Here is an 11,688-nt window from a genome sequence, read left to right as displayed (position 1 = left end):
CCAGTCGGCCGCTCGGGCTAGAGGGTGCGGACACGGGGCTGAAGAGCCCGCTCGACCGCGGCCACCACGCGCCCCGCGCCGTCCTCCGCCGCCAGCGTCCCGGCGAGGCGTTCGGCGGCGCGGGCATGCGTGTCCTCACGGACGGCGCGGCCGAGCGCGTCGGCCAGGCGGGGCGCGGTGAGGTCCTTGAACGGAACCGGGACGGTGGCCGCGCCCAAGGACGCCAGCCGGGCGGCCCAGAAGGGTTGGTCGGCCGTGACCGGCACGGGGACGGCGGGGACGCCCGCACGGAGTGCCACCGCCGACGTGCCCGCCCCCGCGTGGTGCACCACGGCCGCCACCTTGGGAAACAGCAGGGCGTGCGGCACCTCACCGATCGTCAGGACGTCGTCGCCGGACGCCGCGAGGCCGGCCCGGCCCGCCTGCAGCACACCGCGCAGCCCCGCCGTCCGCAACGCCGTCACAGCGATCTCGCTCAGCCGGTCGCCGTCACCGCCCGCCATGCTGCCGAACCCGATGAACACCGGCGGCGGCCCCGCTCGCAGGAAGTCGTCGAGTTCCGGAGGCAGCCGGTCCGCCGGATCCTGGTACGGCCACCAGTTGCCGACGACGTCGAGTCCGGGGCGCCAGTCCGCGGGCCGCGGCACGACGGCCGGGCTGAAGCCGTGCAGCACCGGCCACCGCGCCCGCTCCTGCCGGGCGCGGACACTGCCCGGCGCGGCCGCGGGCAGCGAGAGGCGGGCGCGCAGGTCACGGACCGCGTCGGCGTAGACACGGTCCACCATGCGCAGGGAGAAGGCGCCGAGCGCGCGGTTCCCGAACCGGCCGAGCGACCGCGTGCCACCGACGACCGGCGGGAACGCCCGAGTGGGATGGGTGGGTTGCAGGTACGCCCCCACGGCCGGTATGTCCATGGCCTCGGCCAGCTGCCAGCCGAGCGGCGCGGTGGTCGTGGAGAGTACGAGGAGGTCCGCGCCGCGCACGGCGGCATCGGCGAGTCCGCCCCCGAGCCCGTGCACGAAAGCCGAGGCCGAGCGCATGAGTTCCGTGCGGCCGCCGGCGCGCTGACCGTCCTCCGGAGAGGCCTGCAGCTCACGGAAGCGCAGGCCGGCGGCCTCGACGAGCGGCGCGAACGAGCGGTGCGTGGCGAGTGCGACCTCGTACCCGGCGGCGCGGAGCCGGGCGCCGAGGCCGGTGTAAGGGGCGACATCGCCGTAGGAACCGGCTGCGGTGATCAGTACGCGTGTCATCGAACACCTTCGGGGAGGGAGGAGCGGGAGGACTCGGCGGCGGCGCCGACCGCGCGACTCTCGACCTCAGGTACAGCGTGAGGGTTGGCGTCTTCCTCAGGTCGAGCCTGAGGTCCCGTGCGGCTCTCGGCGTTGGCCCGTACCGCCGTACGCAGATACGTGGCGAGCCCCGGCCGCTGCTGCGACGGCGGCACGACGAGCGCGAAAGCGCGGGCGTCGTCGACGAAGTCGTCAGCGATGCGCCGATGCATGTCGGGCGGGCACGGCGTGAACCAGCGGGCGATGTGCTGCCGGTGCGCCTCGGCGAGTTCCAGGGCCCGTTCGCCCGCAGCGGGCTCCCCGGCGTCGAAGGCGGCGAGCAGGTCCTCCCTCCACCGCGTGGCCTCGCCCATGAGGTCCGCCCAGTCCTCCTTGGTGTGCTCGGCGGCGCTTTTCATGGCCGCTCGATGCCCGTCGCTGCCCTGCCACTTCAGCTCGGCGTCGGTGGCGTAGCTGAGGTCGAACGTGATCTCGCCGAACACCTCGAAACGTTCCCGGGGATCGAGAGGCACCCCGGTCTGCTGCACCTCCATCGCCCGCTCGGCGACCTCCACCAGCCGCTCCAGCCTGTCGATCTGTTCACGCAGCGCCTGGCGCCTCGCGCGCAGCCGGGCGAGGGCGTCGGCCTGCGGGTCGGTCAGGATCTCGACGATCTCGTCGAGGGCGAAGCCGAGCTCGCGGTAGAAGAGGATCTGCTGCAACCGGGCCAGGTCGGCCTCGCCGTAGAGGCGATAGCCACCGTTGCTGCGCTCGCCGGGCGTGAGCAGCCCCGCGCGGTCGTAGTGATGCAGGGTGCGGACGGTGACGCCGGCAAAGCCCGCGACCTGACCGACGGTGTAACTCATGGACCTCGCCTTTCGTCGGCGCCCAGCTTGAAGCCTGACGCGACGTGAGGGTCAACCCGGGTGCCTGCCTCGACGCCCAGCCCCTTCAATTGCTAATGGGATCCATTTTCATATAGCGTGCGGACGTCCGCACGAAACCCCTGCCCACCCCCGCCCCGGAGGACCCCATGGCCGTACCCAAAAGGAAGATGTCCCGCAGCAACACCCGGCACCGCCGTGCCCAGTGGAAGGCCGTCACCGCGCAGCTCGTGCCCGTGACCGTCGACGGCGTGTCGCACATGGTGCCGCAGCGCCTGGTCAAGGCGTACGAACGCGGCCTGGTGCGCCCGGAGAGCTGACGGCGCGCCCCCTCACCCCGGGGTCAGGTCAGCTGCCGCAGCAGATGCGCGCAGGCCGCATCCTCGTCCCCGTACCGGGCGAGCGGCTGGTGCGTGCCCCTCTCGTACGTACCGACCTCCCACTCCCCGCCCTCGACCCTGCGCAGGTAGACGAAGTCGGGGGGCGTGGGAGCCGGCTCGTGGACGCCGTCGATCCAGTAGTAGCCGTCGGCGACCCCTGCGGCGCGCACAGCCGCCGCGGCCTCACGGGCGTCCACGATCCGCGTCCTCTCCGCTAGCCGTTGGCGGGCTCGAGGTACCCGTGGTCCAGCAGCCACCTCACGTTGAGCCGCTGGCCCTGACCCGGGTCCAGGAAAGCCGGGTCCAGCTTGATCTGCTGGCCGCGGCCGGGCTGCTCGAACCAGGGGGCGATGCTGCCCTGCCAGACGTGGAACGGCTTGTTCACCTCGTAGACCCGGTAGTCGCAGGCGAAGGCCGCCTCGCGGGTGTTGAGGTTCTGCGGGGGCAGGGCGCGCTTCGCGTACGGGTCGCCCGCGGGCGCGAGGTACCCGCCGAACTCCGAGCCGAAGCGGTCCAGCTCCTCGCCCTTCTTGAGGAGCTCGCGGTGCTTGTCGACCTGGCCGTTGACGGTGGCGAAGCCGTCATTGGGCGGGTATTTCCAGCTGCCGGTGCTCGCCGGGCCCTCCCAGTACTTCTTCAGGAAGGCCTTCGGCGTCAGCTTGCCGGTCCGCTTCCAGTTCTTCAGGAGCGGGCCGACAGGGCGCTGCCCCTTCTTGGGGAGCCAGGCCGGGCCGAGGCGGGCGTCCCCGTTGAACTTCCCGGTGCACGGCTCGTGCGCCGCGCCGGCGGCCGCCGGGGGCGCGGGGGCGGCGGAGGCCGTGACGCTCGCGGCGGGGGCGGCCGCCATGGCGCCGGCGACGCCGAGCGCGGCCAGGACGGTACGGATCCGGATCACACGACTGTGGTCCACTCGACAGCTCCTAGGGCATCTGTGTGCAGTCGACAGCTATTGCTCGCACAACGTATCGGAGCCATGGCTCTCCGTTGCGCGCCATGGTCAACTCGCCGTGATGTCCGCCCCCGTTGGCCGAATTCGGCCACTTGCGCCGCCCTCCTCCCTGCCGGTCGCCGCGCCGGTGCGTGCGGCTCTTGTCCGCTCCCTCCTCCACGCGGCACTGTGTGTCTGCCACATCCGTCACTACCGACGCACGAGGTGCAGGTATGAACAGCGGAGCAGAGCCGGGCAGGGATTCGCGGAGCGGCCCCGGGCGGCGGAGTTTCATCGGTGCGCTGGTGGGGGCGGCGACCGCCGGGGCGCTCGCGTCCACCTCTGCCTGTGGGTCGCCCGGCCCGGCGAGCCGCGAGCGCTCCGACCTCACCCGCCGCAGCACCGCCTCCTCGGCCGCGCACCATCCGCGCCGCGAGGGACGGTTGTTCCTGGGGACGTACACCTCGCAGGAAGGCGGCGGCAACGGCATCGGCCTGGCGACGTACGACGACGCGACGGGCCGCATCACCGGCACCGGCACGCTCGACGGCGTCCCCGACCCCTCCTACCTGGCGCTGCATCCGTCGGGTCGCACGCTCTACGCCGTCAACGAGCGGGCGAAGGGCGGCGTGACCGCCGTCGCGCTCTCCCCCGGCGGCGAGCACGACGTCCTCGGCACTAGGGAAACCGGCGGCAACGGCCCCTGTCACCTCTCCGTGCACCCGAGCGGCCGCTGGCTGCTCAGCGCGAACTACGGCTCCGGCAGCGTGGCCGTGCACCCCATCCAGGCGTCGGGGGCACTCGGCGAGCGGACGGACCTCGTCACGCACTCCTCGCCGCCGCCGGGCCCCGGCCGGCAGGGGCCGCACGCGCACCAGATCATCACGGCCCCGGACGGCCGCCACGTCCTGGCCGTCGACCTCGGCAACGACACGGTCTACACGTACCGCCTCGACGACAAGGCCGGCACGCTCAGCCGAGCGTCGTACGCGAGCCTGCGCCCGGGAGCGGGCCCGCGCCATCTCACCTTCCATCCGTCGGGCCGCTTCGCGTATGTCGCCGACGAGCTGGACAACACAGTCGTCGTCTGCGCGTACGACCCCGCGACCGGCCGCCTCACACCTGGCGAGCCGCAGTCGACCGGCACGGGTGAGGGCACCAGTTATCCGGCCCAGATCGTCGTGACGCGCGAGGGCCGCTTCGCCTTTCTCGCCAATCGCGGGCACAACAGCATCACGCGGTACGCGATCGAAGGCGAAGGCGCCCGGCTGCGGCTCCTCGGCACGGTGCCCGTCGGCGGGGACTTCCCGCGTCAGCTCGCCTTCTCCCCGTCCCAGCGGCTGCTGTTCGCCGCGAACCAGAAGTCGAGCTCGGTGAGCGTCTTCCAGGTCGACGGGGACAGCGGCGCGCTCCGCCTCACGGGCAAGCCGTTCGCGTCACCGATCGCGGTGTGCGCGCTGCCTCTCTAGGGCCTGTGTCACCGGCGGCTCAGTTGGACGTCAGCCCGCCGTCCACGGCCAGGGCGGTTCCCGTGGAGAACGACGCGCGGTCGCTGCACAGCCACAGCGCCGCCTGGGCGATCTCGACCGGCTCCGCCATGCGCTTCTGCATCTGGCGGGCGACGAACGCCTGCTCCAGCTCCGGGTGGGCCTCGACGGCGTGGCTGATCATCTCCGTGCGCGTGGTGCCGACGACGAGTGTGTTGATGCGGATGTCGTGCGCTGCGTACTCGGCCGCGGCCGCCCTGGTCATGCCGAGCACCGCGTGCTTCGCGGCGACGTAGGGCACGGGTGCTCCGGTGGCCACCATGGCCGCCGTGCTGGCCGTGTTGACGATCGCGCCCTTGCCCGCCTCGAGCATGACCGGGATCTGCGAGCGCAGGCAGTTCCAGGTGCCGCGTACGTTGACGTCCATCGTCCGCTCGAAGACGTCCTGGTCGAGCTCGTGCAGCGGCAGCATCTGCGAACCCGCGTAGCCCGCGTTGTTGAACGCCGCGTCCAGGGCGCCGAAGTGTTCGCGCGTCGCGTCGACGGCGCGCTGGACGTCCTCGGCGCTCGCGACGTCACCGGCGCTGACGGCCGCCCGTCCGCCCGAGTCGTTGATCTCCTGGGCGAGTTGCCTGAGTGTGTCCTCGCGGCGGGCCATCAGCAGAACCGCCGCCCCTTCGGCGGCGAAGAGCCGTGCGGCGGCCTCGCCGATCCCGCTCGAAGCCCCCGTGATCATGACGGCCTTGCCGGCCAGCATTCCATTCGTGTCGGTCATGCCGTGAGTAAAACCCGTACGGGACCGGACCACACCCCTCAACGATCATGAGATGCCCCACAGTGACGGCCGGGTCAAGGGCGCCCCTGACGCACCCTCACGGCGTGGCTGAATACCGTACGGACCTACCGCAGACCCATGGCCAGAGCCAACACCGCCCGTACTTGACGATGTACTGTCACGAGCGAGCGTTGGTGGCACTGAGCGAGATCCAGACTCCCCACACCCAAGATCGAGACTCCCCACCCCCGAAGGGACAACGATGCTGCACTTCAGACGGCTGGTCATAGCCCTCGCGGCCACAGCGGCCGCCCTGACCACGGCACCAGCGGCGAACGCCGTGTCCACGCCGGACACGGTCGCGGCCAAGAGCGCATCCGCCGTGGTGACACTCCGGTACGACGCCAGCCAGGCCAGGGGCTGGGAGACGGCGATCGACGCCGGAGTCGCCTCGTGGAACACGAACGTGGACAACGTCAAGCTGGCCAAGGCCCAGCCCGGCACCCGGGCCGAGATCCAGATCGTGGCCACCAGCGGCTGGCCGCAGGCGACGATCGGTCCGGTCCGGCCTGGTGGTCGCGGCCGCGTCGAACTGGGCAGCCAAGCGGTCGGCCAGGGGTACGACAAGACCCGCATCGCCGCCCATGAGATCGGCCACAACCTTGGCCTGCCCGACACCAAGCCGGGCCCGTGCTCCCAGTTGATGTCGGGCTCCACCGGTGGCGTCGGCTGCAAGAACGCGGTGCCCAACGCGGCCGAGCAGGCCCGCGTCGAGGGCTTCTACGCCAACGGCGCCGCAGCACGCGTCCCGGCCGCCGGCCACATGGTCGTGGACGCGCCCTAGCCACACGAGCCACACGAAAACCCCCTGCGCACAGGTGCCCGGCCGTGACACCCTCTCGGCCGGGCATCGCGACGGGTGATTCGGAGTACTGGTTCATGGCAGACGGCGGACTCGGTGTGCGGCTTCTTTCGGCGGTTCGGGCCGGGGACGCCGAGAGGGTGCAGGATCTGCTGGACGAAGGCGCGGATCCGGACACGGTGGACGAGAACGGGCTGCCCGCGCTCTGTGTCGCGGTCGCGGCGTACGACGCGCCGGTCGCCCAGGCGCTCGTGGAGGGCGGCGCCGCTGTCGAGCGTGTGCTGCCCGACGGGACGACGCCTCTGTGGCGTGCGATTGACGGCGGCTCACATGCCGTCTTCGAGGCCGTGCTCGGCCGGGAGACCCGGATGCGGCTGCCGGAATCCCGTGGCGCGGAGCTCATCGCTCTGGCCTCGGAGTGGTACGGGACGGGGGTGACCGAGGTGTTGCGGCGCAGGACCGGCGCGGCGGGGCCCGTCACCACCGCCCGCGTCGAGGACGACCTGTACGACTGGGTGGACGAGGTCTCGCTCGGCGGGCTCGTCGTACGGGCCGGACACGGCGCGATCCTGAGCACACTCGAAGCGGCCTGCCGCGTCCAGACCCCCGTCGACGAACTGATCGCCCGTGCCGTCCGGCAGCCGGACGAGGAGCACGTCGACTGGGCGGCGGCCTGCTGGGTCCTCGTCCGGCGCCGCGACGACGAGTCCTTCCCGGCCGTGGTCGCCCAGCGCCACCACCCGGATCCGGTGCACCGCCGCTTCGTCGCCGACTATCTGCGGACGCGCTCATTCTGTGACGTCGAGCATCCCCGGTACGGGAAGAACGAGACCGCGGCCCTGGCGGCCTGGTCCGCCGAGGAGACGGACAGCGCCGTCCTCGCCAAGGTGTTGGGCGCGTTCACGGAGTACGAGCACCCCGGCCTTGAGGCGGCAGGCCTCCGTCACGTAGATCATCAGGATCCGCGCGTGCGACGCGAGGTGCCGTACGCGTTCCTGACGGACGGCGGTCCGCTTTCCCCGGCAGGCCGGGAGGCGCTGCGCGCCCTCGTCCGCGACCCGGACACGGAAGTGCGGCTCAGGGCCTGCTCGGTGGGCGCGAGCGACGAGGACCTCCGACCGGAGATCACCAGGGCGCTGCTCCGCATGATCGAGGACCCGGACCCCGCCGTGCACCGCCGGGCGACCGAGACCCTGGCCACTTCCCCGGACCGCACACCCGCCGTGTCGGACGCTCTGATGGCGATGCTGGACGCGGACGACCAGCTCGTCCGTCTGGAGGCCGCGTGGGGTCTGGCCCGCCGCGACGATCCGCGCACCGAGGAGGCGTACGCGCGCGTCGGCCCACTCGGCCCGGGGTTCGAGCACGACCACCGGCCCGGTGAACTCCCGCACTGGCGGTGGCGCAGGAAGGACGCGGAGGACGCGGCCTTCCGCAACGGCCATTAGGGCTTGACGAAGACCACGTCGGCCGCCCGCGGCACCACCTCGACCTCGTCGCCGAGGGTCCACTCCGCGACACGCGAGACCATCGCCGCGGGCACCACGTCGCTGATGCCCTCGGCGGCCGGGATGTCGTAGGTCGCGTGGGCGTCGTGCGGCAGGACCACGCGGAAGCCGAGTTCCAGCGCGGTGCTCGCCGTCGCCCTGACGCACATCTCCGACATCACGCCGCACACGGCGAGTTCCCGCACGCCGGCGTCCCGCAGCAGCGATGCGAGCGGGGTCTCCTCGAAGCCGTCGTCGACGGTCTTGCGCAGGACGACCTCGCCCCGGTCCGTGTCGGCGGGGAGGTGGATCTCCCAGCCGGGCGTGCCCGTCTCGTCGGAGGTGCCGGGCTCCCCGTCGTTCTGCAGCTGGACGACGACCGCGCCGCTCTCGCGCGCCCTGGCCAACAGGTCCCGTACGCGGTCCAGGAGGCGGTCCGCGTCGGGCACGGCGCCGTCGCCGGTGACGAACGCGGTCTGCATGTCGACGACGATCACTGCCTGGACGGGCGCGACGTCGTCAGTGGGGGTCAGGGGCGGGGCGGGGTGCGTGGGCATCGGCTGGTTCGTCACCCCGCCATCATCCCTACGAGACGTGAGACCTCAACTTGATTAACGTACGGGGGTATGAGCACGGACCTGACCGTCCTCCTGGTCGTCGCCGCCGTTCTGGTCGCCGCGACCCTCGCCGTCGCGGTCGCCCTTCTCATACGTCTCGTCCGGACCCGCCGCGCGCTGCGCAGAGCCGGCCTGCCCGTCGAGCGGCAGTGGGTGTTCTGGGGCGCCGTCGCCTACCTCGTACTGCCGACCGACCTGGTGCCCGACCCCGTCTACCTCGACGACATCGGGGTGCTGCTCCTCGCGCTGCGGTCGTTGCGGTCAGCCTCCGACGGGCCGACCGCGCCGCGTGGCTGAGAGGCGCGCCTTCATGAGGAGGGCGTGCATGCACTCCGTCACCTGCGTGACGTCCTCGACGAGCTGGTGGAACGGGAGGCGTACGTCGGCCTGGCCGCGGGCGCGTTCGAGACGCAGGGAGATCCCGTGCCGGTCGAGGGCGAGCGGGCGGACCCGCACCACGCCTTGCAGGCTGTCCGGGCTGATGAGGCGGGTGAGCTGCTCGACGGCGTCCGGGTGGGCGTCGGCGAGATGGGTGAGCAGGCGAGACTCGGCCTCGGCGAGCGGATCGGGCACGGTCAGGGCGAACTCGTCGAGTTCCACGCCCTGACGCTCCCCGGTGGAGTCGTGCAGTACGGCGCACGTCGGCTCGAAGACCAGGTGCTCGCCGTCGTACCCCAACGCCCCGGAGAGCCAGAGCCGCGCGCGGATCCGGTCCCTCAGCGGCACCGGTGAGACGTCGGCGAACTCGACCAGGGTGGACGGTTCGCCGCGTGGCGCGCAGATGACGGCGGCGGCGAGCGCGCTGTCCTCGGGCGGTGACAGCAGGATCCTGCCGTCCTCGGTCACGGTGTGCGCGCCCACGAGTTCGTCCCTGCCGATCTCCGTGGTCACCGCGCAGGACCACGCGGTGGCGAGCACTGAACGAGCGCGTGCCGCCGCTGAGGGCACGGTCGTGCTGCTGTGACGGACACCCATCCTCAACCTCCATTAGGTAAGCCTTGCCTAACTTATCGAAGATTGCCCGACAGGGCCAGTACGCGTCTTGGCCCCGCGCGGCGAACCACGCGGGGCCAAGAGTCGTACGTACAGGTGCGGAACCGGGTGTCAGTGGCCCCGGGCGATCCACTCCTCCAGATGGGGCGCTTCGGCACCGACCGTGGTGCTGTCGCCGTGCCCGGTGCGCACCACCGTCGCGGGCGGCAGCGTCAGGATCCGCTCCTTGATGGACTCCACGATCGTCGGGAAGTCACTGAACGAACGGCCCGTGGCGCCGGGTCCGCCGGCGAACAGCGTGTCTCCGGTGAAGACCGTACCGAGGCCGGGCGCGTGCAGGCTGACCGCGCCGTGGCAGTGGCCCGGCGTGTGCAGCACCTTCAGGACCGCGCCCGCGACGGCCAGTTCCTGTCCGTCGGAGAGCTCGCCGTCCGGGGCACGGTCGGGATGGGTCTGCTTCCACAGCTCCGCGTCCGCCGGGTGCAGCAGGATCGGCGCGCCCGTGCGGGCCGCGAGCGCCGGGGCCGCGTCGATGTGGTCGTCGTGGGCGTGCGTGCAGACGATCGCGACGAGGCGCCGCTCCCCCACCGCGGCCGCGATGGCGTCCGCGTCGTGCGCGGCGTCGATGACGACGCACTCGTTGTCGTCGCCCACGATCCACACGTTGTTGTCGACGTCCCAGGTGCCGCCGTCCAGGGAGAACGTCCCCGACGTGACGAGGTGGTCGATGCGCACGCCGGAGGCGTCGTTCGTGGCTTCGGCCGCCATCAGAACATCACCACCGAACGGAGGACGTCGCCGTGGTGCATGCGCTCGAAGGCCTTCTCGACGTCTTCCAAGGCGATGGTCTCCGTGACGAACGCGTCCAGGTCCAGACGCCCCTGCCGGTACAGGTCGATGAGCATCGGGAAGTCGCGGGACGGCAGGCAGTCGCCGTACCAGCTCGACTTGAGTGCGCCGCCGCGCCCGAACACGTCGAGGAGCGGAAGCTCGATCTTCATGTCCGGGGTCGGGACGCCGACCAGGACAACCGTGCCGGCCAGGTCGCGGGCGTAGAAGGCCTGCTCGTACGTCTCCGGGCGGCCGACCGCCTCGATGACGACGTCGGCTCCGTTGCCGTCGGTCAGCTCGCGGATCGCCTCGACGGGGTCGGCGGAGCGGGAGTTGACGGTGTGCGTGGCGCCGAGGCCCTTCGCCGTCTCCAGCTTCTGGTCGTCGATGTCCACAGCGATGATCTTCGCGGCTCCCGCGAGGCGGGCGCCCACGACCGCGGCGTTGCCGACGCCGCCGCAACCGATGACCGCGACCGAGTCGCCGCGGCCCACGTTGCCGGTGTTGATGGCGGCGCCGATGCCCGCCATCACGCCGCAGCCGAGGAGTCCGGCCGCGGCGGGCGAGGCCTCCGGGTCGACCTTGGTGCACTGCCCGGCGGCGACGAGCGTCTTCTCGGCGAAGGCCCCGATGCCGAGCGCGGGCGACAGCTCGGTGCCGTCGGCCAGGGTCATCTTCTGCTTCGCGTTGTGCGTGTCGAAGCAGTACTGGGGGCGGCCGCGCCGACACGCACGGCACTGCCCGCACACCGCGCGCCAGTTGAGGATCACGAAGTCGCCGACCGCGACCTCGGTGACGCCCTCGCCGACCGACTCGACGACGCCCGCCGCCTCGTGTCCGAGCAGGAACGGGAAGTCGTCGTTGATGCCGCCCTCGCGATAGTGCAGGTCGGTGTGGCAGACCCCGCACGCCTGGATCTTCACGACGGCCTCTCCCGGCCCCGGATCCGGGACGGTGATCGTCTCGATCCGTACCGGCTCGCCCTTCGCGCGTGCGATCACGCCCTGCACCTGCTGCGCCATGACTTCAGCCCTTCTCTGTCTGCACGTCTTACCTCCCACATCGTTACAGGTCGAGCGCGTCGGCACAGCACTCCCTCCGCCCCTTCCCGCACTCCTTCCCGCACTCCTTCCCTTCGCTTCTGTCGGAGACGGAGGGCCCCGCGATCTAGGGTGT

General features: G+C 71.8%; 14 protein-coding genes. 5 read left to right on the top strand and 9 right to left on the bottom strand.

Features of this window, described 5'->3' with window-relative positions:
• Positions 1-17 precede the first annotated feature (17 nt).
• Positions 18-1,250, bottom strand: a complete 1,233-nt coding sequence (locus tag NOO62_RS37815; protein ID WP_268775307.1) for a glycosyltransferase — start codon at positions 1,248-1,250, stop codon at positions 18-20.
• Positions 1,247-2,134, bottom strand: coding sequence for a MerR family transcriptional regulator (locus NOO62_RS37810; protein ID WP_268775306.1), 888 nt, complete (start codon positions 2,132-2,134; stop codon positions 1,247-1,249). Before NOO62_RS37810 ends, NOO62_RS37815 begins: the two co-directional genes overlap by 4 nt.
• Before the next feature lie 167 nt (positions 2,135-2,301).
• Between NOO62_RS37810 and rpmF the strand changes: the two genes are divergently transcribed.
• Positions 2,302-2,472, top strand: coding sequence for a 50S ribosomal protein L32 (rpmF, locus tag NOO62_RS37805; RefSeq protein ID WP_268775305.1), 171 nt, complete (start codon positions 2,302-2,304; stop codon positions 2,470-2,472).
• A gap of 23 nt (positions 2,473-2,495) precedes the next feature.
• On the opposite strand, the gene NOO62_RS37800 is transcribed toward rpmF, so the two are convergent.
• Together NOO62_RS37800 and NOO62_RS37795 are read right to left on the bottom strand one after the other, a co-directional pair.
• Positions 2,496-2,729: a hypothetical protein gene (locus NOO62_RS37800; RefSeq protein ID WP_268775304.1), complete on the bottom strand. Its 234-nt coding sequence runs from the start codon at positions 2,727-2,729 to the stop codon at positions 2,496-2,498.
• 17 nt (positions 2,730-2,746) lie between these two features.
• Entirely contained in the window at positions 2,747-3,427 is a 681-nt protein-coding gene (locus tag NOO62_RS37795; protein ID WP_268775962.1) for a TNT domain-containing protein, read from the bottom strand.
• Positions 3,428-3,693: 266 nt separating this feature from the next.
• On the opposite strand from NOO62_RS37795, the gene NOO62_RS37790 reads away from it, so the two are divergent.
• Positions 3,694-4,929 carry a lactonase family protein gene (locus tag NOO62_RS37790; protein WP_268775303.1) on the top strand — a complete coding sequence of 412 codons (1,236 nt, stop codon included), beginning with the start codon at positions 3,694-3,696 and terminating at the stop codon, positions 4,927-4,929.
• 19 nt (positions 4,930-4,948) lie between these two features.
• Here the strand turns inward: NOO62_RS37790 and NOO62_RS37785 are convergent, their stop codons facing one another.
• Positions 4,949-5,722 carry an SDR family NAD(P)-dependent oxidoreductase gene (locus NOO62_RS37785; protein WP_268775302.1) on the bottom strand — a complete coding sequence of 258 codons (774 nt, stop codon included), beginning with the start codon at positions 5,720-5,722 and terminating at the stop codon, positions 4,949-4,951.
• A gap of 262 nt (positions 5,723-5,984) precedes the next feature.
• Between NOO62_RS37785 and NOO62_RS37780 the strand changes: the two genes are divergently transcribed.
• Both NOO62_RS37780 and NOO62_RS37775 read left to right on the top strand, forming a co-directional pair.
• Positions 5,985-6,566: a snapalysin family zinc-dependent metalloprotease gene (locus tag NOO62_RS37780; RefSeq protein WP_268775301.1), complete on the top strand. Its 582-nt coding sequence runs from the start codon at positions 5,985-5,987 to the stop codon at positions 6,564-6,566.
• A 95-nt stretch (positions 6,567-6,661) separates the two neighbouring features.
• On the top strand, positions 6,662-8,032 hold the full coding sequence (locus NOO62_RS37775; protein ID WP_268775300.1) for a HEAT repeat domain-containing protein: 1,371 nt from the start codon (positions 6,662-6,664) through the stop codon (positions 8,030-8,032).
• Here NOO62_RS37775 and NOO62_RS37770 read toward each other — a convergent pair.
• Positions 8,029-8,628 carry an isochorismatase family protein gene (locus tag NOO62_RS37770; protein ID WP_268775961.1) on the bottom strand — a complete coding sequence of 200 codons (600 nt, stop codon included), beginning with the start codon at positions 8,626-8,628 and terminating at the stop codon, positions 8,029-8,031. The two genes, NOO62_RS37775 and NOO62_RS37770, sit on opposite strands and share 4 nt — an antisense overlap.
• Positions 8,629-8,697: 69 nt before the next feature.
• Between NOO62_RS37770 and NOO62_RS37765 the strand changes: the two genes are divergently transcribed.
• Complete coding sequence (locus NOO62_RS37765; protein WP_268775299.1) at positions 8,698-8,985, top strand: DUF1232 domain-containing protein; 288 nt, start codon at positions 8,698-8,700, stop codon at positions 8,983-8,985.
• Here NOO62_RS37765 and NOO62_RS37760 read toward each other — a convergent pair.
• From NOO62_RS37760 to NOO62_RS37750, 3 genes are all read right to left on the bottom strand, one after another.
• Entirely contained in the window at positions 8,950-9,663 is a 714-nt protein-coding gene (locus NOO62_RS37760) for a DUF2470 domain-containing protein (RefSeq protein ID WP_268775298.1), read from the bottom strand. The genes NOO62_RS37765 and NOO62_RS37760 overlap by 36 nt on opposite strands.
• A 129-nt stretch (positions 9,664-9,792) precedes the next feature.
• Entirely contained in the window at positions 9,793-10,449 is a 657-nt protein-coding gene (locus tag NOO62_RS37755; RefSeq protein WP_268775297.1) for an MBL fold metallo-hydrolase, read from the bottom strand.
• Complete coding sequence (locus tag NOO62_RS37750) at positions 10,449-11,534, bottom strand: S-(hydroxymethyl)mycothiol dehydrogenase (protein ID WP_268775296.1); 1,086 nt, start codon at positions 11,532-11,534, stop codon at positions 10,449-10,451. The genes NOO62_RS37755 and NOO62_RS37750 overlap by 1 nt, the downstream gene beginning before the upstream one ends.
• Between the last annotated feature and the right edge of the window lie 154 nt (positions 11,535-11,688).

The organism is Streptomyces sp. Je 1-369 (assembly GCF_026810505.1).
Taxonomy (GTDB): Bacteria; Actinomycetota; Actinomycetes; order Streptomycetales; family Streptomycetaceae; genus Streptomyces.
This window is presented reverse-complemented; position numbering and strand designations above follow the sequence as displayed.

Bases quoted from the DNA above. Each gene is read 5' to 3' on its own strand.
- NOO62_RS37790 (WP_268775303.1), top strand. From the start codon at position 3,694: ATGAACAGCGGAGCAGAGCCGGGCAGGGATTCGCGGAGCGGCCCCGGG.
- NOO62_RS37765 (WP_268775299.1), top strand. From the start codon at position 8,698: ATGAGCACGGACCTGACCGTCCTCCTGGTCGTCGCCGCCGTTCTGGTC.
- rpmF (WP_268775305.1), top strand. From the start codon at position 2,302: ATGGCCGTACCCAAAAGGAAGATGTCCCGCAGCAACACCCGGCACCGC.
- NOO62_RS37785 (WP_268775302.1), bottom strand. From the start codon at position 5,722: ATGACCGACACGAATGGAATGCTGGCCGGCAAGGCCGTCATGATCACG.
- NOO62_RS37810 (WP_268775306.1), bottom strand. From the start codon at position 2,134: ATGAGTTACACCGTCGGTCAGGTCGCGGGCTTTGCCGGCGTCACCGTC.
- NOO62_RS37750 (WP_268775296.1), bottom strand. From the start codon at position 11,534: ATGGCGCAGCAGGTGCAGGGCGTGATCGCACGCGCGAAGGGCGAGCCG.
- NOO62_RS37755 (WP_268775297.1), bottom strand. From the start codon at position 10,449: ATGGCGGCCGAAGCCACGAACGACGCCTCCGGCGTGCGCATCGACCAC.
- NOO62_RS37775 (WP_268775300.1), top strand. From the start codon at position 6,662: ATGGCAGACGGCGGACTCGGTGTGCGGCTTCTTTCGGCGGTTCGGGCC.
- NOO62_RS37760 (WP_268775298.1), bottom strand. From the start codon at position 9,663: ATGGGTGTCCGTCACAGCAGCACGACCGTGCCCTCAGCGGCGGCACGC.
- NOO62_RS37780 (WP_268775301.1), top strand. From the start codon at position 5,985: ATGCTGCACTTCAGACGGCTGGTCATAGCCCTCGCGGCCACAGCGGCC.
- NOO62_RS37815 (WP_268775307.1), bottom strand. From the start codon at position 1,250: ATGACACGCGTACTGATCACCGCAGCCGGTTCCTACGGCGATGTCGCC.
- NOO62_RS37770 (WP_268775961.1), bottom strand. From the start codon at position 8,628: ATGCCCACGCACCCCGCCCCGCCCCTGACCCCCACTGACGACGTCGCG.